This is a genomic window from Phytopseudomonas flavescens (assembly GCF_900100535.1).
Classification (GTDB): domain Bacteria; phylum Pseudomonadota; class Gammaproteobacteria; order Pseudomonadales; family Pseudomonadaceae; genus Aquipseudomonas; species Aquipseudomonas flavescens.
The window spans coordinates 26,907-51,247 of record NZ_FNDG01000024.1 but is presented as its reverse complement, the minus strand read 5'-3'; the positions used below and the strand labels follow the sequence as shown (position 1 = coordinate 51,247).

The 24,341-nt window shown below is 63.7% G+C and carries 29 protein-coding genes; 13 read left to right on the top strand and 16 right to left on the bottom strand.

Going from position 1 to position 24,341, the window contains the following annotated elements; all coding sequences use genetic code 11:
• Positions 1 to 43 precede the first annotated feature (43 nt).
• The 5 genes from gp17 to BLR94_RS23415 all read right to left on the bottom strand — a co-directional run bounded on the left by gp17 (position 44) and on the right by BLR94_RS23415 (position 3,301).
• Complete coding sequence (gene gp17, locus BLR94_RS23445; RefSeq protein ID WP_084308324.1) at positions 44 to 409, bottom strand: tail completion protein gp17; 366 nt, start codon at positions 407 to 409, stop codon at positions 44 to 46.
• A gap of 587 nt (positions 410 to 996) precedes the next feature.
• Positions 997 to 1,329 carry a phage holin family protein gene (locus BLR94_RS23435; RefSeq protein ID WP_084308322.1) on the bottom strand — a complete coding sequence of 111 codons (333 nt, stop codon included), beginning with the start codon at positions 1,327 to 1,329 and terminating at the stop codon, positions 997 to 999.
• Complete coding sequence (locus tag BLR94_RS23430; protein ID WP_084308321.1) at positions 1,322 to 1,684, bottom strand: putative holin; 363 nt, start codon at positions 1,682 to 1,684, stop codon at positions 1,322 to 1,324. The genes BLR94_RS23435 and BLR94_RS23430 overlap by 8 nt, the downstream gene beginning before the upstream one ends.
• A gap of 571 nt (positions 1,685 to 2,255) precedes the next feature.
• On the bottom strand, positions 2,256 to 2,621 hold the full coding sequence (locus BLR94_RS23425) for a PA0613 family protein (RefSeq protein WP_167359802.1): 366 nt from the start codon (positions 2,619 to 2,621) through the stop codon (positions 2,256 to 2,258).
• A 359-nt stretch (positions 2,622 to 2,980) separates the two neighbouring features.
• On the bottom strand, positions 2,981 to 3,301 hold the full coding sequence (locus tag BLR94_RS23415; protein ID WP_084308318.1) for a hypothetical protein: 321 nt from the start codon (positions 3,299 to 3,301) through the stop codon (positions 2,981 to 2,983).
• 527 nt (positions 3,302 to 3,828) lie between these two features.
• Between BLR94_RS23415 and BLR94_RS23410 the strand changes: the two genes are divergently transcribed.
• From BLR94_RS23410 to BLR94_RS23400, 3 genes are all read left to right on the top strand, one after another.
• On the top strand, positions 3,829 to 4,539 hold the full coding sequence (locus tag BLR94_RS23410) for a LexA family transcriptional regulator (RefSeq protein WP_084308317.1): 711 nt from the start codon (positions 3,829 to 3,831) through the stop codon (positions 4,537 to 4,539).
• A 477-nt stretch (positions 4,540 to 5,016) separates the two neighbouring features.
• Positions 5,017 to 5,490 (top strand): hypothetical protein, encoded by a 474-nt coding sequence (locus tag BLR94_RS23405; RefSeq protein WP_084308316.1) that lies wholly within the window; start codon positions 5,017 to 5,019, stop codon positions 5,488 to 5,490.
• The gene (locus BLR94_RS23400; RefSeq protein WP_084308315.1) at positions 5,487 to 5,801 is read left to right on the top strand and encodes a pyocin activator PrtN family protein; all 315 of its coding nucleotides are present in this window, start codon (positions 5,487 to 5,489) and stop codon (positions 5,799 to 5,801) included. Before BLR94_RS23405 ends, BLR94_RS23400 begins: the two co-directional genes overlap by 4 nt.
• 149 nt (positions 5,802 to 5,950) lie before the next feature.
• Here the strand turns inward: BLR94_RS23400 and BLR94_RS27610 are convergent, their stop codons facing one another.
• The 6 genes from BLR94_RS27610 to BLR94_RS23365 form a co-directional block, all read right to left on the bottom strand.
• Positions 5,951 to 6,532 carry a lysis system spanin subunit gene (locus BLR94_RS27610; RefSeq protein ID WP_167359801.1) on the bottom strand — a complete coding sequence of 194 codons (582 nt, stop codon included), beginning with the start codon at positions 6,530 to 6,532 and terminating at the stop codon, positions 5,951 to 5,953.
• Entirely contained in the window at positions 6,529 to 7,014 is a 486-nt protein-coding gene (locus BLR94_RS23385) for a glycoside hydrolase family 24 protein (protein WP_084308312.1), read from the bottom strand. The genes BLR94_RS27610 and BLR94_RS23385 overlap by 4 nt, the downstream gene beginning before the upstream one ends.
• 51 nt (positions 7,015 to 7,065) lie before the next feature.
• Positions 7,066 to 8,202, bottom strand: coding sequence for a glycoside hydrolase family 5 protein (locus BLR94_RS23380; protein WP_167359800.1), 1,137 nt, complete (start codon positions 8,200 to 8,202; stop codon positions 7,066 to 7,068).
• Between the two features lie 168 nt (positions 8,203 to 8,370).
• On the bottom strand, positions 8,371 to 8,697 hold the full coding sequence (locus tag BLR94_RS23375) for a phage holin family protein (RefSeq protein WP_084308310.1): 327 nt from the start codon (positions 8,695 to 8,697) through the stop codon (positions 8,371 to 8,373).
• On the bottom strand, positions 8,690 to 9,049 hold the full coding sequence (locus BLR94_RS23370; protein WP_084308309.1) for a putative holin: 360 nt from the start codon (positions 9,047 to 9,049) through the stop codon (positions 8,690 to 8,692). The genes BLR94_RS23375 and BLR94_RS23370 overlap by 8 nt, the downstream gene beginning before the upstream one ends.
• A gap of 573 nt (positions 9,050 to 9,622) precedes the next feature.
• The gene (locus BLR94_RS23365) at positions 9,623 to 9,979 is read right to left on the bottom strand and encodes a PA0613 family protein (RefSeq protein WP_084308308.1); all 357 of its coding nucleotides are present in this window, start codon (positions 9,977 to 9,979) and stop codon (positions 9,623 to 9,625) included.
• A gap of 188 nt (positions 9,980 to 10,167) precedes the next feature.
• On the opposite strand from BLR94_RS23365, the gene BLR94_RS23360 reads away from it, so the two are divergent.
• Complete coding sequence (locus BLR94_RS23360) at positions 10,168 to 10,830, top strand: XRE family transcriptional regulator (RefSeq protein ID WP_084308307.1); 663 nt, start codon at positions 10,168 to 10,170, stop codon at positions 10,828 to 10,830.
• A 52-nt stretch (positions 10,831 to 10,882) separates the two neighbouring features.
• Positions 10,883 to 11,194 (top strand): pyocin activator PrtN family protein, encoded by a 312-nt coding sequence (locus BLR94_RS23355; RefSeq protein ID WP_084308306.1) that lies wholly within the window; start codon positions 10,883 to 10,885, stop codon positions 11,192 to 11,194.
• 2 nt (positions 11,195 to 11,196) lie between these two features.
• On the opposite strand, the gene BLR94_RS23350 is transcribed toward BLR94_RS23355, so the two are convergent.
• Positions 11,197 to 11,859 (bottom strand): GntR family transcriptional regulator, encoded by a 663-nt coding sequence (locus tag BLR94_RS23350; protein WP_084308361.1) that lies wholly within the window; start codon positions 11,857 to 11,859, stop codon positions 11,197 to 11,199.
• A 290-nt stretch (positions 11,860 to 12,149) separates the two neighbouring features.
• On the opposite strand from BLR94_RS23350, the gene BLR94_RS23345 reads away from it, so the two are divergent.
• Genes BLR94_RS23345 through BLR94_RS23325 form a run of 5 tightly spaced genes read left to right on the top strand, consistent with a single transcriptional unit; the run spans position 12,150 to position 18,328 of the window.
• A complete protein-coding gene (locus tag BLR94_RS23345) occupies positions 12,150 to 13,385 on the top strand; it encodes an NRAMP family divalent metal transporter (RefSeq protein ID WP_084308305.1) in 1,236 nt (411 codons plus the stop codon).
• A 16-nt stretch (positions 13,386 to 13,401) separates the two neighbouring features.
• Positions 13,402 to 14,172 (top strand): LamB/YcsF family protein, encoded by a 771-nt coding sequence (locus tag BLR94_RS23340; RefSeq protein WP_084308304.1) that lies wholly within the window; start codon positions 13,402 to 13,404, stop codon positions 14,170 to 14,172.
• Positions 14,169 to 14,975, top strand: a complete 807-nt coding sequence (locus BLR94_RS23335) for a putative hydro-lyase (RefSeq protein WP_084308303.1) — start codon at positions 14,169 to 14,171, stop codon at positions 14,973 to 14,975. The genes BLR94_RS23340 and BLR94_RS23335 overlap by 4 nt, the downstream gene beginning before the upstream one ends.
• Before the next feature lie 9 nt (positions 14,976 to 14,984).
• Positions 14,985 to 16,598 carry a 5-oxoprolinase subunit B/C family protein gene (locus BLR94_RS23330; RefSeq protein WP_084308302.1) on the top strand — a complete coding sequence of 538 codons (1,614 nt, stop codon included), beginning with the start codon at positions 14,985 to 14,987 and terminating at the stop codon, positions 16,596 to 16,598.
• Positions 16,595 to 18,328 (top strand): acetyl/propionyl/methylcrotonyl-CoA carboxylase subunit alpha, encoded by a 1,734-nt coding sequence (locus BLR94_RS23325; RefSeq protein WP_084308301.1) that lies wholly within the window; start codon positions 16,595 to 16,597, stop codon positions 18,326 to 18,328. The genes BLR94_RS23330 and BLR94_RS23325 overlap by 4 nt, the downstream gene beginning before the upstream one ends.
• Positions 18,329 to 18,943: 615 nt before the next feature.
• Here BLR94_RS23325 and BLR94_RS23320 read toward each other — a convergent pair.
• The gene (locus tag BLR94_RS23320; protein ID WP_244158252.1) at positions 18,944 to 19,309 is read right to left on the bottom strand and encodes a hypothetical protein; all 366 of its coding nucleotides are present in this window, start codon (positions 19,307 to 19,309) and stop codon (positions 18,944 to 18,946) included.
• A 73-nt stretch (positions 19,310 to 19,382) separates the two neighbouring features.
• Here BLR94_RS23320 and trmL point away from each other — a divergent pair, with 73 nt between their 5' ends.
• Positions 19,383 to 19,856: a tRNA (uridine(34)/cytosine(34)/5-carboxymethylaminomethyluridine(34)-2'-O)-methyltransferase TrmL gene (gene trmL / locus BLR94_RS23315; protein ID WP_084308299.1), complete on the top strand. Its 474-nt coding sequence runs from the start codon at positions 19,383 to 19,385 to the stop codon at positions 19,854 to 19,856.
• A 129-nt stretch (positions 19,857 to 19,985) separates the two neighbouring features.
• Here trmL and secB read toward each other — a convergent pair whose 3' ends face one another.
• Genes secB through BLR94_RS23300 form a run of 3 tightly spaced genes read right to left on the bottom strand, consistent with a single transcriptional unit; the run spans position 19,986 to position 21,167 of the window.
• Positions 19,986 to 20,450, bottom strand: a complete 465-nt coding sequence (gene secB, locus BLR94_RS23310; RefSeq protein ID WP_084308298.1) for a protein-export chaperone SecB — start codon at positions 20,448 to 20,450, stop codon at positions 19,986 to 19,988.
• A gap of 47 nt (positions 20,451 to 20,497) precedes the next feature.
• Positions 20,498 to 20,752, bottom strand: a complete 255-nt coding sequence (gene grxC, locus BLR94_RS23305; RefSeq protein ID WP_084308297.1) for a glutaredoxin 3 — start codon at positions 20,750 to 20,752, stop codon at positions 20,498 to 20,500.
• Between the two features lies 1 nt (position 20,753).
• Complete coding sequence (locus BLR94_RS23300) at positions 20,754 to 21,167, bottom strand: rhodanese-like domain-containing protein (RefSeq protein WP_084308296.1); 414 nt, start codon at positions 21,165 to 21,167, stop codon at positions 20,754 to 20,756.
• A 146-nt stretch (positions 21,168 to 21,313) separates the two neighbouring features.
• On the opposite strand from BLR94_RS23300, the gene gpmI reads away from it, so the two are divergent.
• Both gpmI and BLR94_RS23290 read left to right on the top strand, forming a co-directional pair.
• Complete coding sequence (gene gpmI / locus BLR94_RS23295) at positions 21,314 to 22,849, top strand: 2,3-bisphosphoglycerate-independent phosphoglycerate mutase (protein WP_084308295.1); 1,536 nt, start codon at positions 21,314 to 21,316, stop codon at positions 22,847 to 22,849.
• A gap of 246 nt (positions 22,850 to 23,095) precedes the next feature.
• A complete protein-coding gene (locus tag BLR94_RS23290; RefSeq protein WP_084308294.1) occupies positions 23,096 to 24,340 on the top strand; it encodes a murein hydrolase activator EnvC family protein in 1,245 nt (414 codons plus the stop codon).
• The last annotated feature ends 1 nt before the right edge of the window (position 24,341 follow it).

The window sequence follows — 24,341 nt, the reverse complement described above, 5'->3', positions numbered from 1 at the left end:
TACAAAAAAACCGCCTGAGCGGTCGGGGGTGTTAACGGTGTGTTCAGCGATCGACCTGCCAGTCCAGGTCGAAGGACAGGCAGTAATAGCCGGTCTCGGTATCCTTGCGTTCACTACGCCAGCGCGTGATGTGGGCCTGTGGCTCGATGGCGTCGCGTAGCGCTGCCGCCACCTGACGAATACTGTCGATGGTGTCGCCATACACCCTTACTCGCAGGGTGAACAGGTCGATGTCCGGGCGGCCGTCCAGATAATTTTTCGGCGCACCGCCGATGGTTTGCCAGACCGCATAGGGATGAATCACTCCCTCTGGGACGTCGCCAAAGGTATAAAGCCGGGTGGGGCTCGAGCCCAGGGTTGCCAGCACGGCATCTGAGGCGATGGCGGTTTCGAATATCGGTGGGTACATACTTACTCCTGGGCAGCGTTCCTGACGGCACGCTTGATGGCCCGATCTATGGCGGTTCTTGGTCTGTGATAAAGGTTCAGGATGCGTGCTCTCGGCAATGGACGCCCACGGGAGGCCCATCGACCAGAGCTGGCCGTTGGCCAAGATGCAGGGTTCATCGGCGAGAATGCGGCCGGCACTGCTACCGAGCAGCGTGTCGCTCGCTCGACGTACTCGTCAGCGGTATCTGCTGTTCTTGTCGGCTTGCCGTGCTGCGATGCTCGGTAGGCAGTATCGCGACCATGGCCTGGAGCGGTGTATGGGGACAAGGCCCTCGCTGCTCACGGCGTGGTGAAGCATTGCTGGTGATGCTCCGCGGCGAACTCGACCTCGGATGGCAGGCATCGCGCCCAGCGGCACGCCATGATCGAGTTCGCAACCGGCGTCCTGCACCACCGGGCATTCACGACGTTTACACTAGGCGTGCGCAGCCGCATTTCAAACCACAGCGTGCGTCATCGGGTAATCTGGCGTTCAACGAAAACGCCCATGCCGGTGCATCGGACCGACCCGGTTTCAGGTTCGAGCCGCGCCGCTTCGACCGGCGATTACTTATCACTCGCCACATCGGCACGTCGCCGATCAACACCATTCCAACAAGGGCCTTCGGAGCGCAGCACGCCAGCCAGGTTGCCGCGCGCTCGCCACACCAGCCAGGTGAACACAGCCAGCAGCGCCACCAATGGCCAGGCAGGCCGCGGCAGGGTCAAGTCACCTCGAGCGATGTGGATGACGGCTGCCCCAGCGCTCGCCATTGTCACCCACGCCAGGCACGACATACCCCGACGAAAGCGCAGCGTACCTCGCTGGAAAGTGAACAACCGCATGAACAACGCCATGCACAACCAGAACGTGACCTGCGTCATGATCAAGCTAGCCATCAGCCTCTCCCGTTGCGGGTGGGGCCGGTCCACGCCGCTTTATCGCGACCACCGTGACGGTCACCACAAGAGCCGCTGAAGCGAATGCTGCCGGGCCTGAGTACGCGAAGGGGCGGATGCCCTGGAACTCCAAGTCGGTCAACGCCGGGCTGAACAGGTAGCCCATCACGAAGCTGACAACGAAGTACACCCATCGCTCGATCAACCCCAGATCCGGGCGCGCCATGACGAAGACCAAAGCGCCACACAGCGCCCCGGTTGCCGCATCGCCGTCGACACCTGCAAGAAAACCAGCGAGCCCTGCACCTGCAGCGCCGGCAACCGTGAAAGCAGCAGCGCTTGCCGGGTCGCTCATATGAAATCTCCCTGCCGGCAAACGGCTATAAACAAAGAAGCCCCGTTTCACACCATCTGTTCGACGAGGCTTTCCTTTAAGTATCCCGCTCATGGGCACTGCGCACCCACTGTCGAGCATCACAAACAAAAAACCCGGCGCTGGGGCCGGGCTTTAGATCCGAGGGCTGGTAACGCACCTCGTTGAAGATGACTAATTTATACCCCTCCATTCCGGTGCCAGCAAGCGAGAGGTCGAGCCGTACTGCGATCAGCGGAAACGTACCGAGAAAAAACGGACATACAACGTTTTAAGTGCTCCCGGCACAGAGAGACGGCCTACCGCCCCCGCCGACCCGGAACCGAGAGGGACGATTGAAAACCATCAGAATCAACGACTTGCCCTGCCGTCTCAGTTCTCACGCGCTTCTCCCGCAGGGAGAGTGAGAAATAATGCTGCACGCGATACACGCGCACTGCCCTGCGCGTGCGTATGGGGAAGTGGGGAAGCGGGACGGCGCCACGGTCGAAGCGGGCCAGGGGCGTCCCACCCGCTCAAAGCGTAGGTGGGACGAGCAAGGAAGGTACGCCGATTACACGGCGCGAGCGAGTAGCATGCCTGCGACGGCAAGGTGCGCGCTGTGCAGGCGCTGATAGAACTGCGAACGACCACAACCACATGCCGTGTACTTCTGGCTGTCCAGTCGATCCGGGTCACGACACAAGTAGTGCTCGCGCAGCACCAGGGCGAGCTGCGCGTCCAAGTGCTTATTGATGATCAATTCGATATCGGCACTCCACGGCAGCAACATGCGCGATCCGCCACGCGAGCCCCGGATCACGTCTCCCTTGCAATCCATCAGTTGCCCCAATACCGAACTGCCGGCGCCCCCTGTATCGGGCCCGCCGTGCATATCACGCGCCCACAACTTGAGCATCTCATCCATCTCGGGAATCAAAATGCATACTCCTTTCTGTGCTGGCCAAGAGCAACAGGCCCGCTCTTCCATTCGGCAGGCCTGATGTACGCATGACCACGCGTGTAGCCCGGCCCGCTACCGGTGTCATCCTTCAGGTACTCATGCTGGTTGACGGGTGTGTTTACGCCCACGTTTCACCTCCGCGCCGCTCATGCAAGTCCTGGCACTCAACGCAACGAAGGCAGGGCATCTTGGCCAGCGCCTGTACGCGCTCGACAGGAATGACATCGCCGCACTCCTCACACGCCTCAGCAACCGGGCATTGCCTGGCCAGCCTGAGACTTGCCAGTTGATGATCCAACCGCAACTGCATCAGGTCATTCGCGATATCCGCTATATCAGCCATCCGTGCGGTCCTCCGTGTGCTTTTCATGCACGAGTACTGCCCGTCGCCCGTGCTCGGCATGGCCAGTCGACAGTGGCACCGCGTCGACGATGCACCGGTCACGGGTCGCCTCCGAAAACGCACCATCGCGAATGCTCGGCTCAACGCCCATACGGGCGGTACTGGCCCCGTCGGGATCGAGCGTCGTGAGGTTGTAGCCACCAACGGCGGTCACGCCGCCCGGATGATCGCCTGCGGCATTGCGCAGTGCCTGAAAGGGTGTCAGGGTCGGACGCTTGACGCGTTCGACACTGCACCGACTTGAACGGTACATGGCAGTGCTCCTCTATAAGCTGCCAGTGACCTCGGTACCTCTGCTTGATACAGTTGCGTCGTGGTCACTCGTCATGTGGTCACGTGCAACGGCCGATCTGTGGTGGAGAGACCTTTGCACCCAAGTAGCGAGGCCCATGCTCCGCATGAGCCCCGCAGCTCCAGCCCGCCCGATCTGTGGTGGAGACGGCAGGCAACCCAGGGCATCCGTGCACTGGCGGTTACCGCGACAGCGGCACCGGGAATCAGGGCGCCCATGGCGCCTTTTTTCTATGTGACTTCAGGTTCGGCGGCGGGCTCTGCAGCGAATGGCCGGAAAACCCACGACCTCGGTCAGGCAGCATTCTCGACAAAGCGGAGCGGCCCCTGGTGGTACCTGCAGCCACGGCGAACGCTTCGGCCATGAACGGCATAGAAGTCCCCGGTATAAACCTCTTGTGAAGCCCGAGCCAAGCTACAAGCAAAACTGTAGGCAATCAACAGTTTTTTTTGTTTTCCTGTCTACAAATAAATTTGTAAACTGCAGCGATGAATACTCAAGCCGAACGCCAGAAGGTCATCGCCGGCCTTTTCACCAAACGCCGTAACGAACTCAAGCTGTCACAGGGCGAGGTCGCTTCCCGGGTCCGCGCATTGCTGGGAGGCGTTGCATTCACCCAGCAGTCCTACGCTGCGATTGAAAGCGGCAAGACCAAGCACTCGAAGTACCTGACACAGATTGCGCGCGTTCTCGGCATCCCGCCTCAGGCAATAGACCCCGTCGGCCTTGGCCCTGACACGGCCCAGGAAACACCGCCCCACTACGCCAGCGCGGTAGTGGTTGGAACAGCAGAAAGGAAACTGCCCGTGATAGGTTCAGTAGCCGCAGGCACCTGGTGCGAAGCTGTCGATAACTTCCAGCCTGGCGACGCGGAGGAATGGATTGACGCGCCTGGCCCTGTTGGGCCGAATGCGTTCGTGCTGCGAATCGAGGGGTTCAGCATGCACAGCCCAACCGATCCGATCAGCTTCAACGACGGCGACAAGGTGGTCATCGACCCGAGCCGCGAAGCCACGCCCGGCGACTTCGTGGTCGCCAAGCTGACCAGTTCCAACTCGGTCACCTTCAAGCGGCTGCGCCAGGAAGACGGCATGTGGTTCCTTGAAGCGCTGAATCCCGACTGGAAGCCGCGCTACATCCAGGTCACCGAAGAGTGGCAGATTTGTGGCCGGGGGATGTGGAAAGTGCAACAACTATAACAAGCAAAACTGTTGACCAAGTAACAATCCAGCCTGTAGATTTATCTCGTCTCTTCATCACGGAGCCGAGGTAGCCCGCCATGTCTGTAACAGCCCCTTCGTATCCACGCAGCCCAGCCAAGTTGATCTTCGCCCCCGGCCAGGCTGGGTCCAAGGCAGGCGCACGCTACGGACCAGCCAAACCGATTGGGTCGCTGTGTACGCGTAATGCCCTGTTCAGCGTGCATGGCAGCGAGCCCGAGTGCGTCAAACCCTTGCTGATGGCCATCGAACGGACTCACACCAGCGCCACCGCGAAACGCGGCCGCAGCATGAGAGACCGCCATGAACCTCAGCCAGCCTTTCGAAGAGCCCGCCAAACGGCCTGGCCCCATGCGGCGCTCGATGCTCAAAGCAATGCCTGAAAAGGGCGCAACACCTGAGCGCCCTGGTGCACGCACGTAGAGATCGCCTGGGAACACCCGAAGAGGAAGCAGCATGGACACTGAATTGATTGAGACCTTGTTGATCGAGTTGCTGCAACTCGAGCGCGAACGTTTCACGCCAGAGAAGGTTCTGGCCAACCTGACGCTAGCCGCCACGGCAGCCGGCGTGTCGCTGTCCAGCAGAAGAGCGTCCCTGCAGCGCGAGCATATGCTGCTCAAGGCGACCCTGGACCACATGCGTAAAGACCTGGGTGACCAATACCGTGTCCGTGCGGTGCTGCGCCTGGGCGATGGACTGGAGGGGGTGGAGCTTGGTGCCATCGTCGAACCGCACACCAGCACATCCCCGCTGCCTCGTTTTGTTGCGTTCGGCTCGACCGCCCGCACATGCGTGGCCACCCTCAAGCGCGATATTGCGAGTACCCAACAGTCAACACCCGCGCCGATGCCCGGCCGGCGAAGCGGCACGCTGCCCCTGCAACGCCTGGCAAGCCAACTGGCCGCGACCAGTAAGGACGTGGCATGAGCCAGCATGCGCTGTGCCCACCACCAGTGCCGCGTGCGCAGACCGTCGAGATGCTGTTTCGCACATTTGGCGACGTGCTCGCTCCCGTCCAACTGGTACGCGACCGCTACTTTCGCAACCTGAACGGCGACAACTTCACCCGGGCCCTGAACACTGGCCGACTCGGCTTGCCCGTTGTCACGCTCGACAGCAGCGCCAAGGCCCCCAAGTTCATCGACATCCGCCACCTGGCCATCTTCATCGACAGCCAAGCTGATGTGGCCGGCACGGCGATAGCCGAACAAATCGTCGAACACCCCGGCAACCCCTGATCGGCATCAGTTGCACCTGGCTTGGTACGGGACGCAAGGCTGGCCTCGAGCCAGCCGAAGCCTCTTGGCACAAGCGGATTCCCGACGTCCGCCCCGGGCAGCAGGCGCCGCCATTGACGGCCGGGCGGCGCTCAGCGGATAGCCATGCGCTAAGGCGCCTGGCTGAGCGTCCTTGCGTATGCCTGGCACATCCCTAGGGCGATGATCGCCCGGTCTCCTCGTTCGACGATGCCGACAATTCGTTGAGCAGATCCTGCGTCAATGTCGGCTCGACGGGTTCCATCCACCAGGCGTCCGGCACTGGTGGTGGGGGACACTGCGCCGGCACCGGCATCTGCGGCACCGGGGCTGGCGAGTAGGACTGACAGCCGTAGCTCAGCAGTAGCCAGGCGATCACGCAGGCGCGTAGCAGTTGATTGCGCATCGGTAAGTCTCCGGTGTTGGTTCTGGGATATGGCCTGCAGTTGCCGCTCCAGCGTCAGACGTCTGTCATGCGCCAGCCGCACCTCGCTGGCAGCGGCGCTCTGGGCCGTGGCCAGGGTGTCGGCGTAGCGTTTGTCGCGCTGGGCGATCTGCTGCTCGAATTCCCGCCCCTGCTCGGCCATCCGCTCGCCCAGCCTCCAGCCCTGGACGAGCCAGCCGAGGCCCGCGGCGCCGACCAGCAAGGTCAGGGCCAGGCCGGCCGCCATGAGCAGCCGGTAGTTCGACGGGATCAGCGATAACACGCTCATGCCTCCACCTGCCCACCGCTTGCGCGGTACCTGGCCAACAGGTCGCTGAGCCTGTGCTCACGCTGGCCGTAGCCGGCTCCCGGCAGGCTGGCCCAGATCGGCGCAGCAGCCATGATGGCGTGTTCGATTCGCCCATCACGGAGATGCCCGAGTGCACCACACTCATCCAGCAATTTCACCGCGCCCATATCCTGCGCCTGCGGTGTGAAGCGGCCTTGGAAGTGGTGCACACTGGCGATCGAATCCCAGGTGCCAGCCAGGAACTGGTAGCGCCCGGCCGCCGTGGACGTGATGCCGTAGCGCGGCAGGTCGATCCGTTTGCGCGGGTGCGCGCTGTAGTCGCTGAACAGCGTGCCTCCCACCAATACGTTGTAACCGTCGTCACTGTGGGGAACGGTCGAGGTGCCTTCGCTCCAGGCGAGCATGTCGAGAAAGGCGAGTACGTTGGTGCCGCCCGCCTGGGCAGCGGTGATACGAGCCATGAGAATTCTCCTGCCCGACATGGCCCGCCGAAGCGGGCCATGTCGATGGCTTCAACGAGGGCCGTAGGCCGTGGTGGTGTTGCCGATACGCGCCATCAGCGAGCGTGTATTGGGCTTGAGGGTGCCGTCCTTGCGATCCATGCCGTTGGGCGCGTCGTCGGCATCACCGGGGCCGGCCAGCCACTGGAAACGCAGGACGTGGTTGGCATCGAAGTATTTGTGCAACGCCGTGAAGTAGCTGCGCATACCCGATACGTGATCCGGCCCGCCGAACTCACCCGCGATCCCCTGCTTACCGTTGGCGATGAGCCAGTCGATGTAGGGGTGCCAGTCAGCCACCCGATCGCGGTAGCTGACCGACTCGTTGGCCTGCGTCCACTTGCCGCCGCCAACGCCCTCCTTGTCGGGGTACTGATGCGCCTCATAAAGCAGGCGATTGGCGGGATCGACCAGGTCCTTGAGCATGTCGGAGCGATCCGGCCAGTACAGCGCCGAGCTGAAGGCATTGCCCGCCACGGTGATGAAGTGCCGAGAATCCACGGCACGCACGGCGCTGATCAGGCGCTGTGCATTGGCGGCCCATAAGGCCTCGACGTCCACCCCCCCATCGGCCTCGGTACCGGCATTGTGCGGCTCGTTCATCAACCCGTAGCCAAATAGCCCGGGCTCGTCCTGGAACGCCTCGGCGATGGCTGCCCAGATACTCGCCAGCAAGGGGTAATCGACCGGACAATCCGGGGCGCCAATCGACGTCCACAACGCGTAGCCGTCTGCGAACGACTGCACGGTGCGCTCGGCGACCGGGCCCGATGCGCGCACGTACCAGCGGGCGTAGTTGTGCATGTCGAGCAAGCAATAACCACCCCAGCTGTGCACATGACGGATGGCCTTGCGAATCTCCTCGATGTAGCCCGAGCGCAAGGTGAAACCACCTGCGCCGTCGAGAATGGCGATGCGCTCACCGGCGAACGGCAGGCGCACGGCGAACGGCTTGCCATCCAGGCCGCCCGCATAGGACTGGATGTAGTCGGGTTGATGCCCTCGAGGCGCGATGGTGCGGTAGTGCGTATCGAGTGCAGCGGTGGTGATGGGGTCCACGTAAGGGTTGTTGCCCAGCCCCGCGGCGCTGAAGCCAATCAGCGGGAATTCGCCGGCTGCGACCATCTGGTCGAAGGTTTTAATGCTCATGGTATTTCCTCCAGACGAAAAAAAGCCCGCATGACAGCGGGCGTTGGTGAAACAGGTCATTGGGTAAGGGGCCGGCAAGCGGCCCTGGGGTAATGCATGTGATCGCAGCGCAGTGCGGCGCCACACGCTCGTTATGAAACGATGCCGCTAGTTCGGCCCGATACGGTGTCAGGTTCGCTCATTGTCCTGGCTGGCATGCACCGGCGGGCCCTGGGGGTGGCTCTCGCGGATGACCCCGGCCAGGTTGCCTCCCGAGCGAAACACCGCCACGGCGAATACCGCCAGCAGCAACACCAGCGACCACGCTTGTGCCGGCAACCTCAGGTCGCCCAGCATGATCTGTAGCATTGCCGACCCCGAGCTGCCCATCAGCAGCATCGCCATGCAACTCATGCCGCGCCTGAACCGGGCACCCTGCCGGCGGTAGGTGAACAAGCGCACGAAAACGGCGCCACACAGGCAGAACGTCGTGTGTGTGAGTACGACACTAATCATCGTTGCCTCCCCGCGTGCCGACCCCGGGTGGAGCCCCGCGACGCTTGATTGCCGCCAGCATGATCGTCACCACCAGCCCCGCTCCGGCGAATCCCGCCGGCCCGGAATAGGCAAAAGGACGCATGCCATACAGTTCGAAATCGACGATCGCCGGCGTGAACAGGTAGCCCATCACGAATGAGGTCAAGAAGAAGGCCAGGCGGTTCCATAGCGGCAACTCGTGTGTGGTGGTGAAGTACACCAGTGCTCCAAACAAGGCGCCTACCGCCGCCTCTCCGTTGATGCCATTCAGCATGGTGGGCAGGTCGACGCCCAAGGTGCCGGCTATCAACACGCTTACGGGCTCGCTCATTATCAAAATCCTCCCCGTGGCCAACGGCCACGACGACGTCCCCGATCTACAGGGTTGTTATTGGAAGCCACGGCAACCGGCTCATGCCTGCCTGAGGACAGTCGCGAGTCTCGCTGCGGACGGAAGAAAGAGGCCCGCGCGCGTGCGCGGCTCTGGGTCACGAATTGCCCGATCAGGTCAGTCGATGACGGCAACGAAGAGTCGCCGTGCACGATCTTTGACGCCGTTTGCGGCGCCCCGCAGGATGCCCGCCAGAGGGCTGGCAACAAAAAGCCCGGCCGTGCCGGCCGGGCTCCGCCAAGCTGGCGACGGGCCCAGCTCGTTGACGTTGATGAATTTATATCCCCCGATTCCCGGTGTCACAACACACCGCCCGCCATCAGCGGAGACCCGCCGAAAAAAAACGGACACGATCGGGTCTGGTAAGCGCAGCCCCACGAAACAGGGGCGTACGCACTGGCCGACACGGTGATCGAAGCGTGTCGCCAGGACATCCAGGTGTCAGGAGGGAAAACGTGCGCCGGGCGGCGCTGCAGGCTGGAGAATCGGCAGGCGCAGAAATGAGACGCGCGCTCAGGCGGCGCGCTTCAGGAGTTGAGAGTGGATGATCGTGTGCGCCTTCCCCAGGCGCCGATAGAACTGTGAGCGACTGCAGCCACAGGCTGACCACTTATGACTCGGCAACGAGCCAGCACAATACTGCTCGATGACCACCTGTCGCAGCTCCGGCGACAGGTGCTTGCCGACGATCCATTCGATCTCCGCCGCTCTGTCGAGCAGCACACGGCTACCCGGCGAGCCACGGTAGAGCACACCCTGGGACGCCATCAGCGAGGCGATGACGTTGCAGCCCAGTGAAACAGCATCGTTGTCGCCGGCTCGGCGCTCATCGGCCCACAGCTGCAATGCCTCGTCGATATAGGAAATCACCACGCTCCTCCTGCCACCCTGCCGGTGGCGATAACGGCTCGGCCCCTGACGCTCATGACGCCCGACGGGTTGAAGGACGGTACCGGCCTTTGCGGTAACCGACACCCTGAAAATAATCACAAACCGTGTTTTATTCAAGGTGGGTTTACGCTATAAGTATTTCACATCGTGATTAACGGAGCGTCACCATGGAAACCCTCGGCAAACGCATCAAGCACCTGCGTAAAGGCATGGGGCTCAGCCAGCAAGCGCTGGCCGAAGCGTGCGGCTGGTCATCCCAGTCGCGCATCGGCAACTACGAAAGTGACTTGCGCGAGCCCAGCCTCGCGGACCTGCTGCTGCTCGCGCCAGCACTGGGGGTGAGCCTCGCCGAGCTGGCAGGTGGCGACGCGCTGCCCTCGGCACTCGCGCCACGGGCAGACACCCTGGACGTGGGCCACGCCCGCGGCGGCACGGTGCCGGTGGTGGGGCATGCGCAACTGGGCACCCATGGGTATTTCGAGGAAATCGACTTTCCCGTCGGCCATGGCGACGGCTACCTGCGTATCCACAGCGACGACCCCAACGCCTATGGCCTGCGGGTGAGCGGCGACAGCATGCACCCGCGGATCAAGAACGGCGAGTACGTGTTGATCGAACCGAACAAGGCCTTCCACACGGGCGATGAAGTGATGGTGCGCACCTCGGACGGGCAGACGATGATCAAGGAGTACATCTACCTGCGCGACGGTGTGTACCGCTTCGACAGCGTCAACCAGAACCACCCGCCCCTCCACATACCGCAGGCCGGAGTCAGCAAGATCCACCTGGTGGGCGGCATTCTCAAGTCGTCGCGCTTCGCCGAAGAATGATCACCCGACCTGTCAACCGGAACGAGCGTCATTACCCACATCGAGCCTTGCCATGAACACTCAGCCTGAGCAGCCAGTGCCGCTACAGACGCTGGAGCTACTTTTCCGCATCCACGGCGACGTGCTGGTGCCCATCGACCGGGTCCGCACGGTTTACTTTCGCCACCTGAGTCCGGACAACTTCATCCGCGCCATCACCTCGGGGCGCCTGAACCTGCCGGTGACCACCCTGGACAGCAGCGCCAAGGCGCCCAAGTTCATCGAACTGCATCACCTGGCGACCTACATCGACAACTGCGCGACCGCCGCCAACAGTAGCGGCAGCTTGTGCGCGGAGGATCGAGGCAGCTACACGGTCGACTGATCTCAGGCGCCACGCCGCGCATAAGCCGCCAGGATGGTGCGCTCGGATTGCACCAGGTAGCTGTCCAGCGCTTTGGCCGCCTCCTCTGGCCGCCCCGCTTCCAGGCGCTCGAGAATCGCCGCATTCATCTCGATGTAGGGCGCATGCAGGAATTCGGCGTCGTTGAGCAGGCCGAACACCAGGCGCAACTCGGCGGACAGGTGCCCATAGAAGGTGTTCAGCCGCTGACTATCGGCGAGTTCGACGATGGCGGCATGAAAGGCCATGTTGGCCGTGCCTACCGCGCCCCAGTCAGGCACTTCGGCGCTGCGCTGTGCCGAGGCCACCGCTTCGCGCATGCGCTTGACCGCCGGATGCTTGGGGTAGGCCTGTACCAGGGCCTGGCACTCGATGAATCGACGCGCCCGGTAGATTTCGATGATCGACGCCATGTCCGGCACCGACACGAACACCCCGCGATTCGGTTCATGCTTGAGCAACCCTTCCTGGGTCAGCACCCGAAAAGCCTCGCGCAGGGTGTTGCGGGAAATATCCAGGCTTTCGCTCAGCGCCGCCTCGGAAAGCCGTTGCCCAGGCACCAGCTCGCCATCGACCAGCTTGCGACGAATTTCCGCGGTCACGGTTTCGCCAAGCGTTCGCGGGTTGTCAGGCACGTCTTTGTTCATCACCGGTCCACCGAGCATTGGCGGCTCCACGCAAACGAAGCAGAGCCGAAGAGCAACGATGGTCTCCGAGCGGCGCGCTTCAGGCAAGAGGCTACAGTGTCACCTGGCGCACCATGGCGAATCACTACGGAGTAAAGAGGTAACAAAAAGGTGCAGATAGATCATCAATCAAATAATTATTGTTGAACAATAAAAGCAAATAAAATCAACAATTACAGCGCACAGACTGTCATTTGGCACGCTGATTGCCTGACAACCTGCATACGTCACCCAGCCACCAGGAGTGTTCCATGCAGGCCCAGACCACCGGCGACTTCGCCCGCTCACGTCGTTCCTCCCTGATAGCGGCCATCTTCCTGATGGCGACCTCGGCCATCGGCCCTGGCTTCATCACCCAGACCGCTACCTTCACGGCGAACATGGGTGCAGCGTTCGCGTTCGGTATCCTGGCCTCGATCCTCATCGACTTCGTGGTGCAACTGAACGTCTGGCGCATCGTCACCCTGACCCGCATGCGCGCGTCGGACATCGCCAACGCGGCGATTCCCGGCAGTGGCTATCTGCTGGCGGTGCTGGTGATCTCTGGCGGGCTGGTCTTCAATATCGGCAACATCGCAGGCTCGGGTCTGGGCCTCAACGCACTGATGGGCCTGGATACCAAATGGGGCGGCGCACTCAGTGCCCTGGTGGCCATCGGCATCTTCATGTCGCACCGCGCCGGCATCGCCGTGGACCGGATCATGGTGGTACTGGGGGTGATGATGATCGCCCTGACCCTTTTCGTGACCTTCGCTTCCAACCCGCCGCTCGGTGAGGCGCTGCGCCAGACGGTATGGCCGGACGAAATCAACTTCGCGACCATCACCACCATCGTAGGCGGCACGGTCGGCGGCTACATCACCTACGCGGGCGCCCACCGCCTGCTGGATCGTGGCACGGTCGGCGTGGAAAACATCAACGAGGTATCCAAGGCTGCACTGAGCGGCATCATGGTCACCGGGGTGATGCGCTACATCCTGTTCCTGGCCATTCTTGGCGTCGTCGCCAGTGGCGTGGTCATCGATACCTCGGGCCAGGGCGCCAACCCGGCGGGTCAGGCCTTCCAGGCCGCAGCGGGTGAATTCGGGCTGCGTGCCTTCGGCCTGATCCTCTGGGCAGCGGGCATCACCAGCGTGATCGGTGCGGCCTACACCTCGATGTCCTTCATCACCATCTTCAACCAATCCATCGACGAGCGCGGCCGCAACCTGGCGACCGTGGCATTCATCGCCCTATCCTTGGGCGTCTACCTGATGCTCGGTACACCACCTGCCGCCCTGCTGGTCTTCGCAGGCGGCTTCAACGGCCTGATCCTGCCGATCGGCCTGAGCATTTTCATCTACGTGGGCTGGTGCCGCTCCGACCTCATGGAGGGCTACCACTACCCGCGCTGGCTGCTGGTACTCGGTGCGCTGACCTGCGCATTGACTTGGTACATGGCGGCCAAATCGGTCGTCCCGATCTTCGCTTTCCTCAACGTGGCCTGACTCAAGGAGACCCGACATGCCGAACATCGACCTCAACAGCGACCTGGGCGAAAGCTTTGGCCAGTGGCGCATGGGCGACGATGCCGCAATGCTCGACATCGTGACCAGCGCCAACGTCGCCTGCGGTTTTCACGCTGGCGACCCGGCCGGCATCCTGCGCACCCTGAAAGCCGCCACGGCCAAGGGCGTGACCATCGGCGCCCACGTGGCCTATCCGGACCTGGTCGGTTTTGGCCGCCGCAACATGGACGTGGCCAGTGACGAACTGACCGCCGATGTGATCTACCAGATCGGCGCACTGCAGGCGCTGGCCCATGCCGCCGGCACGTCGGTGCGCTACGTGAAGCCCCATGGTGCGCTGTACAACACCATTGCCCATGACCAGCGCCAGGCCCTGGCGGTGATCGAGGCGATACGCGTCGTCGACCCCAGCCTGGTGCTGGTCGCCCTGGCCGGTTCCAGCCTGGTCGATCTGGCTCGGGGCGAAGGCCTGACCTGCGTTGCCGAAGCTTTCGCCGACCGTGCCTACACCCCGCAAGGCACCCTGGTGTCACGCCGTGAGCCGGGCGCCGTGCTGCACGATGCAGAGAACGTCGCGCAGCGCATGCTGCGTCTGGTCGAAGACGGCAGCATAGAAGCCATCGACGGTAGCCTGACGCGGATCGAGGCCGATTCCATCTGCGTGCATGGCGACAGCCCCGGCGCCATTCAGATGGCCCTCGAGGTCCGCCAGCTGCTGGAGAAGTCCGGCGTGGCCCTGCAATCCTTTGCCGGAGCCGCCCGATGAACGCCCTGCAACGCGCCCGACAGGCCGCCATCGCCGCCGCACGCGAAGCCCGCGCTCGGTACCGTAACGGCCTGATCGCGCCCTCCGCCGGTATCGCTCCCGGCATGACCCAGGCCAACCTGATCGCCCTGCCCCGCGACTGGGCCTACGACTTCCTGCTCTACGCCCAGCGCAACCCGAAGGCCTGCCCGGTGCTGGACGTCAGCGACGCCGGCAGCCCGCGTACCGTATTGGCCGAAGGCGCCGACCTGCGTACCGACATTCCGCTGTACCGCATCTGGCGCGACGGCAAGCTGGCCGAAGAGGTCAGCGATGCGAGCGCAGCCTGGGCGGAGCACCCGGACCTGGTGGCCTTTCTGATCGGCTGCAGCTTCACCTTCGAAACCGGCCTGCAGGAAGCCGGCATCGAAGTACGGCATATCGCCGATGGCTGCAACGTACCGATGTACCGCACCAACCGCGCCTGCCGCCCCGCAGGCCGTCTGCACGGTGAGATGGTGGTGTCGATGCGGCCGATCCCGGCGGATCGCGTCGCCGAAGCGGCCGGGATTTCCGGGCGCTACCCCTCGGTGCATGGCGCCCCGGTGCATATCGGCGAGCCACAACGCCTGGGTATCGCCGACCTGCAGAAACCGGATTTCGGCGACCCCGTGCGTATCGACGCAGGTGAGATACCCGTGTTCTGGGCCTGCGGCGTCACGCCCCAGGCGGCCGTCATGGCTTCCGGCGTGCCGTTCGCGATTACCCATTCGCCAGGCCATATGTTCATCACCGACGTGCCCGACAGCACGTACCACGTGTAGGAGCTTGCAGTGCGTTTTCTCCCCGTCAATCTGGATGCGTTGCTGGTGGAACTGGCCGATCTGGACGAAACCCTGGCGCTGTTCGACTCGCTGCAGGCCACCCCCATAGCCGGCATCGAAGAAATCGTCCCGGCAGCGCGCACCTTGCTGATCCAGTACCGACCCAGTGCTGTCGACCGGCAGGTGCTGATCAACCACATCGCCCGCCGCGACCTGAGCCAGCGCAGCACGCGGGAAAGCCGCCGCGTGGAGATCCCCGTGCATTACAACGGCGAGGATCTCGACGAGGTCGCCAGCTTGTTGGGCATCAGCCGTGAAGAAGTAGTCAGCCGCCATACCAGCGCAGACTACGAGGTCGCCTTCTGCGGCTTCGCGCCGGGCTTCGGTTATCTCACCGGGGGCGCGGGCTTTCAGGTACCGCGCCGAGCAACCCCGCGCACGCGCATCCCGGCTGGTGCGGTGGCGCTGGCGGGCAACTTCAGTGGCATCTACCCGAAAGCCAGCCCCGGCGGCTGGCAGATCATCGGCGTCACGCCCTTGCAGATGTGGGATCTGGGGCGCGACGAACCGGCCCTGCTGCGCCCCGGCTACAAGGTGCGCTTCACGGATGCCGGGCCACTACCGCCCGGCGGCCTGCCAGCGCACGAACAGCCCGCGGCCAGCGAAACATGCAGCGGCGCCCACCTGGAAATTCTCACCCCCGGCCTGCAGAGCGTGCTGCAGGATCTCGGCCGCGCCGGTCACACCGACCAGGGCGTGTCGATGTCCGGCGCGCTGGATCGTGGCGCCCTGCGCGCGGCCAATCGCGCCGTGGGCAACGACTCCGCCAGCGCCGGCCTGGAAGTGGTGCTCGGCGGCCTGAGCTTCGTCTGCCATGGACGCACCATCATCGCCGTCACCGGCGCGCAGACGCCGCTGACCGTGACCACCGCCAGCGGCCTGCAGTGGCAGCCTGACAATTACCAGCCCATCGAACTGGAAGACGGCGACCGCGTCAGCCTGGGTCCCCCCAAGGCGGGTTTGCGCAGCTACCTGGCGATTCGCGGCGGCTTCGCTGTCGCGCCCGTGCTGGGCAGCCTGGCCACCGACACCCTGGCCCAGGTCGGCCCCCCGGCCCTGGCTGCCGGCGACCGGCTGGGCTTCAACGAAACCAGCGGTGGCGGCAGCGTATCGGTGCAGGAAGCGCCCGCCTTCGCGCTACCGACCGCTAACGACGTGATCACCCTGGATGTGGTCATGGGCCCGCGCAGCGACTGGTTCACCCAAGCCGCCATCGAACGGCTGAGCAGCCAGCTATGGCGCGTCACCCCGCAATCCAATCGGGTGGGCATTCGCCTCGCCGGTGAGGTGCCGCTGGAGCGTTGCAACCCTGACGAGCTGCCCAGCGAAGGCACCTCGCTCGGCGCCATTCAGGTGCCTGCCAGTGGCCAACCGGTGCTGTTTCTTGCCGACCATCCGCTGACCGGCGGCTACCCGGTGATCGCCGCCGTGGCCAGCCACCATCTGGACCTGGCCGGGCAGATACCGATCAATGCGCAGATCCGCTTCAATCCGATCGATGCGTTCGCCGAGCTGCAGGCCGACGCCCTCCTTTCCACTGCCGACGTGAAAGAGATCCCATGAAAAAAGTACTAATCGCCAACCGTGGTGAAATCGCCGTGCGCATTGCCCGCGCCTGTCGTGATCACGGCGTGGGTTCGGTGGCCGTGTACGCCAACGCCGACATCGACGCCCTGCACGTCCGCCAGGCCGACGAAGCCTACGCCCTGGACGGCGAGCGCCCTGCCGACACCTACCTCGACATCGGCAAACTGCTGGCCATCGCCAAACGCGCCGGTGCCGATGCCGTGCACCCGGGCTACGGTTTTCTCTCCGAGCGTGCCGACTTCGCCCGTGCCGTGCAGGACGCCGCGCTGATCTGGATCGGCCCCAACCCGGAAACCATCGACGTGCTCGGCGACAAGGTCGAGGCCCGCAAGCTTGCCCAGCAGGTCGGCGCGCCCCTGGTCGCCGGTACGCCCGGCCCGGTGCAAAGTGCTGCCGAAGTGCTGGCCTTCGCCGAGCAGCATGGTCTGCCAATCGCCATCAAGGCCGCGTTCGGCGGCGGTGGGCGGGGCATGAAAGTGGCCTGGCGCATGGATGAAGTCGCCGAGCTGTACGCCTCGGCAGTACGCGAAGCCGAGGCGGCGTTCGGGCGTGGCGAATGCTTCGTCGAGCAGTTCCTCGACCGTCCACGGCACATCGAGGCGCAAGTGATCGCCGATACCCATGGCAACGTGGTGGTGGTCGGCACGCGGGACTGTTCGTTGCAGCGGCGTAACCAGAAACTGGTGGAAGAGGCACCTGCGCCCTTCATCAGTGACGAGCAACGCCAGCGCATCCACCAGGCCGCTCACGCCATCTGCACCAAGGCTGGCTACGTCGGCGCCGGTACCGTGGAGTTCCTGCTCAGCGCCGATGGCACCCTGTCGTTCCTGGAGGTGAACACCCGCCTGCAGGTCGAACACCCGGTCACCGAAGAAACCACCGGCATCGATCTGGTGATCGAACAACTGCGTGTCGCCGACGGCCTGCCGCTGTCGTTCAGCGAAACGCCAACACCCCGTGGTCACAGCTTCGAATTCCGTATCAACGCAGAAGATGCCGGCAAGGGCTTCCTGCCCACCCCGGGGCAGATCGCTGCATTCCGCCCCCCGAGCGGTCCCGGCGTGCGCCTGGACAGCGGCGTGCAAAGCGGCTCGAAAGTGCCCGGCAGCTTCGACTCGATGATGGCCAAACTGATTGTCACCGGCGCCACCCGCGAACAGGCCATCGCTCGCGCCCGCCGTGCGCTGGCCGAATTCCAGATCGAAGGGATCGCCTCGGTGCTGCCGTTCCACCAGGCCGTGATGGCCCACGACGACTTCACCGGCCCCGAGCGCTTCGCCGTGCACACGCGCTGGATCGAGACCGATTTCGCCGAACAGATCACCCTGGCGCCACGCACCTTGCCGGCCGCTGATGCCGCCGTGCTGCGCACCTTCATCGAGATCGACGGCAAACGCCATGAACTGGGTTTGCCCAGTGCATTGCTGCAAGGCCTGGCACCGCTGGCCGGTGAAACCCAAGCGGCTCCCCAGGCAGCGGCCCCCGCAGCGGAAGAAGGCCTGGTGACAGCGCCGATTTCCGGCAACCTGCATGCCTGGCTGGTCGAAGATGGCGCCCAGGTGGCAGCCGGCGAGGTGATCGCCGTGATGGAAGCCATGAAGATGGAAACCCAGGTCACCGCTCCAACGAGCGGCAAACTGACCCTCCGCGAACAGGCCGGCGCCTACCTCGATGCGGGCGCCGCGCTGGCCAAACTGCAAGCCTAGCGGGGCGGTGCGGCCCCCGGACGCGCTCGGTTGATGCCGATCGACTGAGCGCACCCAGCCCATGCCCGCCGATCCGCCCCGACCACCCGGTTTCGCGGATGGCCTCGACGTCATCACCGTGGCTCTTGCCGGCCGTCATCTGATCCGGCATACGTGGCGCAGCCTACCCTGGGCCGCCCACCACCGGGCGCTTGTCTGTTGGCGATGACCATGACCCTGTGGTTGCCAGCCTGGCGCAATGTGGCGTCCCTGCACGTGCGGCATGAAAATGCACGCGATCGGCGCACGCAATGCGCGCCCATGCACCCGAGCGGATCACCCGTCCCCGGCTCGACACCTGGCAGAAAACCGCGACACGCGCCGGCAGGCCAGTGAACACGGTACCTGCAGGGAAAAAACTGAAACTGGCACGCCCCCTGCAATGGTATCGATAACCCAGTTTCGGGGACCTTGGTACAGGCAGGCCGGGGATTCCCCTCTTTCTTTGGGAGCCTCGGTACAGGCAGGCCGAGACCTCCCTTCTTTCTTAGGGGGCTCTGATACAGGCAGGTCAGAGAACCCCCATTTTCTTCGGGGCCCTGGTACAGGCAGGCTGGGTGTCCCCTCTTTTATCCCCTACTGCGGCGCCAGACGAACCGTCAGGCGCCAACGCCCCTCGACCTCCTCGGCAATCGACTCCCCGCGCAGCGGGCGAGCCGCCACCACACGCAGCTCCAACTCGCGCCCCTCCCGTACCACGCGCCAATTGGCCGTGCGCCCGGCAACCTGTAACTGGCCCCGCTGCTCGCGGCCCAGTCCCTCGAAACGCAGCAGCAAGGTGCCCTGGAATTCACCGATGCGTACCTGCGGCTCGACGTTGAACCACAGCACCAGTCGCTCATCGCCCGCTTCCACTTCCTTCAGATGCATCGCATCGGGATGGAACAGGCGGCCGATCATCAAGCCGACCAGAAAGCCGAAGATCGCCAACGAACCGATCACCCGCACCCATGGGCGCGGTCTTGGCGGCTTATCGGGCGTAGAATGTCGGCCATCTTCTGGCTCGGAGCCGTGCATGTTTCATGTGATCCTTTTTCAACCGGAAATCCCGCCCAACACCGGCAACATTATCAGGCTCTGTGCCAACAGCGGCTGTCACCTGCACCTGATCGAACCCCTCGGTTTCGAACTGGATGACAAGCGCCTGCGCCGGGCCGGCCTGGACTACCACGAATACGCCCCCCTGCAGCGCCATGCCAGCCTCGAGGCCTGCCTGGAAAGCCTCGGCCAGCCACGCGTGTTCGCCTTCACCACCAAGGGCTCGCAGCCGTTCCACGACGTGCGCTACCAGCCGGGCGATGCCTTTCTATTCGGCCCGGAAAGCCGCGGCCTGCCTCAGGAAATCCGCGAAGCCCTGCCTCAACAGCAACGTGTGCGCCTGCCGATGCGCGAAGGGTGCCGCAGCCTCAATCTGTCCAACACGGTGGCGGTGGCCGTTTACGAAGCCTGGCGCCAGCACGGTTTCAGCATGGCTGAGCCAGCTCGATAACCCGGCGTCGAGCGCAGAGAAACCCGGGACGGCATCCTTGGGTATCGCTGCGCTCAACCGTAGGCTACGAAGCATATGCCCATAAAAAAACGCCCCGAAGGGCGTTTTTTTTATGCAGCAGCCGATAACTCAGTTGGCCGCTTGCTGGCGCTGCAGTTCCTGAGCGTACAGGGCATCGAAGTTCACCGGCGCCAGCATCAGAGCAGGGAACGAACCGCGAACGACCAGGTTGTCCAGGGCTTCACGGGCGTACGGGAACAGGATGTTCGGGCAGAACGCGCCCAGGGTGTGGCTCATCGAGCCGGCATCCAGCCCCTTGATCAGGAAGATACCTGCCTGCTGCACTTCGGCGATGAAGGCGGTTTCTTCACCGTTCTTCACGGTCACCGACAGGGTCAGCACCACTTCGTGGAAGTCGCCCTCCAGGGCTTTCTGGCGGGTATTGAGGTCCATCGCGACGCTCGGGGTCCACTCCTGACGGAAGATCTCGGGGCTCTTCGGCGCTTCGAAGGACAGGTCGCGCACATAGATGCGCTGCAGGGAGAACTGAGGATTCTGGTCGCCTTGGGCGGCGCCGGTAACGTGTTCGGTCATGGGCAAAGCCTTCTGCTGTATGGACTTAAAGAAAGGTTCTGGGTCTATCAGGCACGGAGCAGTGCATCAAGCTTGCCTGCCCGTTCCAGGGTAAACAGGTCGTCGCAGCCACCCACATGGGTATCACCGATCCATATCTGCGGCACCGATGTGCGACCGGCCTTGCGGGTCATCTCTGCCCGCAGGTCCGGTTTACCGTCGACGCGGATCTCGTCGAACGCCACGTTTTTGTTGGTCAACAGCTGCTTGGCGCGGATGCAGTAGGGGCACCAGTCGCTGGAATAGACGACGACCTTGGCCATCTCACTTCACCACGGGCAGGTTGTCGCTGCGCCAGGTGGCGATACCACCGCCCAGACGCGCGGCCGTGAAACCGGCCTTTTTCAGGTCGCGGGCGGCGGTGCCGGCCTGCTGGCCCAGGGCATCGACGATGATCAGGGTCTTGGCCTTGTGCTTCTCGAGCTCGGCGATGCGCGAGGTCAGCTTGTCGAGGGGAATGTTCAGCGCGCCGACGATATGGCCGCTGGCGAAGTCCTTCTTGTTGCGGATGTCGATCACTACGCCTTCGTCGCGGTTGATCAGCGCGGTGACTTCGCGGCTGCTGAGGCTCTGACCACCCTTTTGCAGCTCAGTGAAGATCAGCAGCGCGAGGATGATGACGAACAGGCCGCTGAGGATGAAGTGGGTGGTAGCGAATTCAATCAGGTTGGCAAGCATCACGCGGTTCCGGGGACGGTAAAATGCCGGCCAGTATACACAGCCACGAGAGTCCCACCAAAGGCCGTACGGCGGTGACGGGATCTTTCCAGGGTCGTAGAATGTCTGATCATTTTTACGCGTCCCTCAAGCAGAGCGAGCCCCGTATGAGCGCAACGCCCAAACCCTTGGTTCTGGTCATTCTCGACGGCTTCGGCCATAGCGACACGCCCGAGCACAATGCCATATTCGCCGCCAACACACCGGTCTACGACCGCCTGCGTGCCACCCAGCCCCACGGGCTGATCTCCGGCAGCGGCATGGACGTCGGCCTGCCGGACGGCCAGATGGGCAATTCCGAAGTCGGCCATATGAACCTGGGGGCCGGGCGCGTGGTGTATCAGGACTTCACCCGGGTGACCAAGGCGATCCGCGATGGCGAGTTCTTCGACAATCCGGCCATTACCGGCGCTGTGGATAAAGCCGTCGGCGCCGGCAAGGCCGTGCACATCCTCGGCCTGCTGTCCGACGGCGGTGTGCACAGCCATCAGGATCACCTGGTGGCGATGGCCGAGCTGGCCGCCCGCCGCGGCGCCGAAAAGATCTACCTGCACGCCTTCCTCGACGGTCGTGACACTGCACCGAAAAGCGCCCAGGGCTCCCTGGAGCTGCTCGATGCCACCTTCGCCAGGCTCGGCAAGGGTCGTATCGCCTCGCTGATCGGCCGCTACTTCGCCATGGACCGTGACAATCGCTGGGATCGCGTCGCCCAGGCCTACAACCTGATCGCCGCCGGGCAGCGCCAGTTCAGTGCCGATACCGCCGTCGCCGGCCTGCAAGCCGCCTACGCCCGCGGCGAAAGCGACGAATTCGTCAAGGCCACCGGCATCGGCGAGACGGTCAGCGTCGAAGACGGCGACGCCGTGGTGTTCATGAACTTCCGCGCCGACCGCGCCCGCGAACTGACCCGCGCCTTCGTCGAGCCGGGTTTCGATGCCTTCGAGCGCGCCCGCGTGCCGCAGACCGCCGGCTTCATCATGCTCACGCAATACGCGGCGAGCATCGACACGCCGAGTGCTTACAAGCCTGAGCCGCTGGTCAACGTGTTAGGCGAATACCTGGCCAACAACGGCAAGACCCAACTGCGTATCGCCGAGACCGAGAAGTACGCTCACGTGACCTTCTTCTTCTCCGGCGGCCGCGAAGAGCCCTTCCCGGGTGAGGAACGCATCCTCATCCCATCGCCGAACGTTGCCACCTACGATCTGCAGCCGCAGATGAACGCCCCCGAGGTTACCGACAAGATCGTCGATGCCATCGAGAACCAGCGTTACGACGTGATCGTGGTCAACTACGCCAACGGCGACATGGTCGGCCACACCGGCGTGTTCGAGGCCGCCGTGGCCGCCGTGGAGTGCCTTGACACTTGTGTCGGACGCATCATCGAAGCCCTCGACAAGGTCGGCGGCGAGGCGCTGGTCACCGCGGACCACGGCAACGTCGAGCAGATGCAGGACGAGTGTACCGGCCAGGCGCACACCGCTCACACCTGCGAGCCGGTGCCATTCATCTATGTCGGCAAGCGCGACGTCAGCATCCGCGAAGGCGGCGTGCTGGCCGACGTGGCACCGACCCTGCTGACGCTGATGGGCATGCCGGTTCCCAGGGAAATGACCGGTACCAGCATCGTCACCATCAAGTGAACGCCACATTGATCCGGGCAGGCAGCCGCCTGCGATAGCCGGGAGTGATGAAAAGCATCGCCCGAGCCCCACCGGTCGACCACCAGACGCCTTGAGTCGGCATTCGCCACGCAAGGCGTTTTTTTTACCCCGCACCACGGGCATACTAGGCTCCGTTGACGTTTCAGCACGGCAGCGCCGGGCCCTGCGGCTGGCCCTGAAGCATCGACAGCCCCTAACGTTCCCCCGCCAGGTACCGCCTGCCCCATGTTTCGTGCCCTCTTCCTTGTCCTCCTGACCAGCCTGCTGGTGCCGGCCTTTGCCGACCAGAAAGCCGATACGCAAAAACAGCTGGAAGCCGCGCGCTCCGACGTCGCCGAGCTGAAAAAGCTGCTGGAGCAACTGCAGCAGGAAAGATCCGGCGTACAGAAGCAGCTCAAGTCCACCGAAACCGAAATGGGTGACCTGGAGAACCAGGTCAAGAGCCTGCGTGACGAGTTGAATGAAAGCGAAAAGGAACTCAAGCGCCTCGATCAGGAGAAAAAAAAACTCCAGGACGCGCGCCTTGAGCAGCAGCGCCTGATCGGTATCCAGGCCCGGGCGGCCTATCAGGGGGGCCGTCAGGAATACATCAAGCTGCTGCTCAACCAGCAGAATCCGGAAAAATTCTCCCGCACCCTGACCTACTACGATTACCTCGCCGAAGCCCGCATGGAACAGCTGACGACCTTCAATGAAACGCTGCGCCAACTGGCCAACGTCGAGAAGGACATCGGTCATCACCAGGCTCAGTTGCAGGAGCAGAAAGGCCAATTGGATCTGCGCAGCAACGAACTGGCCGCCGTGCGCAAGGAACGCCAGGTCGCTCTGGCCAAACTGAACAAGGATTACGCCGCCCGCGGAGAACGCCTCAAGGCCCGCGAGCAGGAACAGGCAGATCTCGGTCGAGTACTCAAGACCATCGAGCAAACCCTGGCCCGCCAGGCCCGCGAAGCCGAGCAGGAACGGCAGCGCGCCCTCGCCGCCGCCCGTGAGAAACCCGCCGCGCCGACCACCAGGAAGCAGGTCGATGGCCCACTGGTGAGCTCCGGCGCGACTTACGGCGGCCCTTTCGGCAGTGCCAAGGGCAAGCTGCCGTGGCCGGTGAACGGCCGCCTGGTGGCGAGATATGGAACCCCGCGCGGCGAAGACGCTCGGACTAAGTGGGACGGCGTACTGATCGGCGCGTCCGCCGGCAGTCAGGTACGCGCTGTGCATGGCGGTCGGGTGGTCTTCGCAGACTGGTTGCGCGGATCCGGGCTTCTGGTCATCCTCGACCATGGCAATGGCTATCTGACCCTGTACGGGCATAACCAGAGCCTGCTCAAGGACGCCGGGGACATCGTCAAGGCCGGTGACCCCATCGCCACCGTTGGTACCAGCGGCGGGCAGGACACGCCAGCCCTGTATTTCGCGATTCGCCAGCAGGGCCGCGCCAGCGATCCGGCCCAATGGTGTCGGGCGCAAGGATAAG

Coding starts and splice junctions, on each gene's coding strand:
- BLR94_RS23430 (WP_084308321.1), bottom strand. CDS start 1,684: ATGAGCGACCCGGCAAGCGCTGCTGCTTTCACGGTTGCCGGCGCTGCA.
- BLR94_RS23335 (WP_084308303.1), top strand. CDS start 14,169: ATGAACGCCCTGCAACGCGCCCGACAGGCCGCCATCGCCGCCGCACGC.
- gp17 (WP_084308324.1), bottom strand. CDS start 409: ATGTACCCACCGATATTCGAAACCGCCATCGCCTCAGATGCCGTGCTG.
- grxC (WP_084308297.1), bottom strand. CDS start 20,752: ATGGCCAAGGTCGTCGTCTATTCCAGCGACTGGTGCCCCTACTGCATC.
- gpmI (WP_084308295.1), top strand. CDS start 21,314: ATGAGCGCAACGCCCAAACCCTTGGTTCTGGTCATTCTCGACGGCTTC.
- BLR94_RS23400 (WP_084308315.1), top strand. CDS start 5,487: ATGAGCCAGCATGCGCTGTGCCCACCACCAGTGCCGCGTGCGCAGACC.
- BLR94_RS23415 (WP_084308318.1), bottom strand. CDS start 3,301: ATGTACCGTTCAAGTCGGTGCAGTGTCGAACGCGTCAAGCGTCCGACC.
- BLR94_RS27610 (WP_167359801.1), bottom strand. CDS start 6,532: ATGAGCGTGTTATCGCTGATCCCGTCGAACTACCGGCTGCTCATGGCG.
- BLR94_RS23300 (WP_084308296.1), bottom strand. CDS start 21,167: ATGCTTGCCAACCTGATTGAATTCGCTACCACCCACTTCATCCTCAGC.
- BLR94_RS23360 (WP_084308307.1), top strand. CDS start 10,168: ATGGAAACCCTCGGCAAACGCATCAAGCACCTGCGTAAAGGCATGGGG.
- BLR94_RS23385 (WP_084308312.1), bottom strand. CDS start 7,014: ATGGCTCGTATCACCGCTGCCCAGGCGGGCGGCACCAACGTACTCGCC.
- BLR94_RS23325 (WP_084308301.1), top strand. CDS start 16,595: ATGAAAAAAGTACTAATCGCCAACCGTGGTGAAATCGCCGTGCGCATT.
- BLR94_RS23435 (WP_084308322.1), bottom strand. CDS start 1,329: ATGGCTAGCTTGATCATGACGCAGGTCACGTTCTGGTTGTGCATGGCG.
- BLR94_RS23350 (WP_084308361.1), bottom strand. CDS start 11,859: ATGAACAAAGACGTGCCTGACAACCCGCGAACGCTTGGCGAAACCGTG.
- BLR94_RS23375 (WP_084308310.1), bottom strand. CDS start 8,697: ATGATTAGTGTCGTACTCACACACACGACGTTCTGCCTGTGTGGCGCC.
- BLR94_RS23410 (WP_084308317.1), top strand. CDS start 3,829: ATGAATACTCAAGCCGAACGCCAGAAGGTCATCGCCGGCCTTTTCACC.
- secB (WP_084308298.1), bottom strand. CDS start 20,450: ATGACCGAACACGTTACCGGCGCCGCCCAAGGCGACCAGAATCCTCAG.
- BLR94_RS23355 (WP_084308306.1), top strand. CDS start 10,883: ATGAACACTCAGCCTGAGCAGCCAGTGCCGCTACAGACGCTGGAGCTA.
- BLR94_RS23290 (WP_084308294.1), top strand. CDS start 23,096: ATGTTTCGTGCCCTCTTCCTTGTCCTCCTGACCAGCCTGCTGGTGCCG.
- BLR94_RS23340 (WP_084308304.1), top strand. CDS start 13,402: ATGCCGAACATCGACCTCAACAGCGACCTGGGCGAAAGCTTTGGCCAG.
- BLR94_RS23380 (WP_167359800.1), bottom strand. CDS start 8,202: ATGAGCATTAAAACCTTCGACCAGATGGTCGCAGCCGGCGAATTCCCG.
- BLR94_RS23345 (WP_084308305.1), top strand. CDS start 12,150: ATGCAGGCCCAGACCACCGGCGACTTCGCCCGCTCACGTCGTTCCTCC.
- BLR94_RS23370 (WP_084308309.1), bottom strand. CDS start 9,049: ATGAGCGAGCCCGTAAGCGTGTTGATAGCCGGCACCTTGGGCGTCGAC.
- trmL (WP_084308299.1), top strand. CDS start 19,383: ATGTTTCATGTGATCCTTTTTCAACCGGAAATCCCGCCCAACACCGGC.
- BLR94_RS23405 (WP_084308316.1), top strand. CDS start 5,017: ATGGACACTGAATTGATTGAGACCTTGTTGATCGAGTTGCTGCAACTC.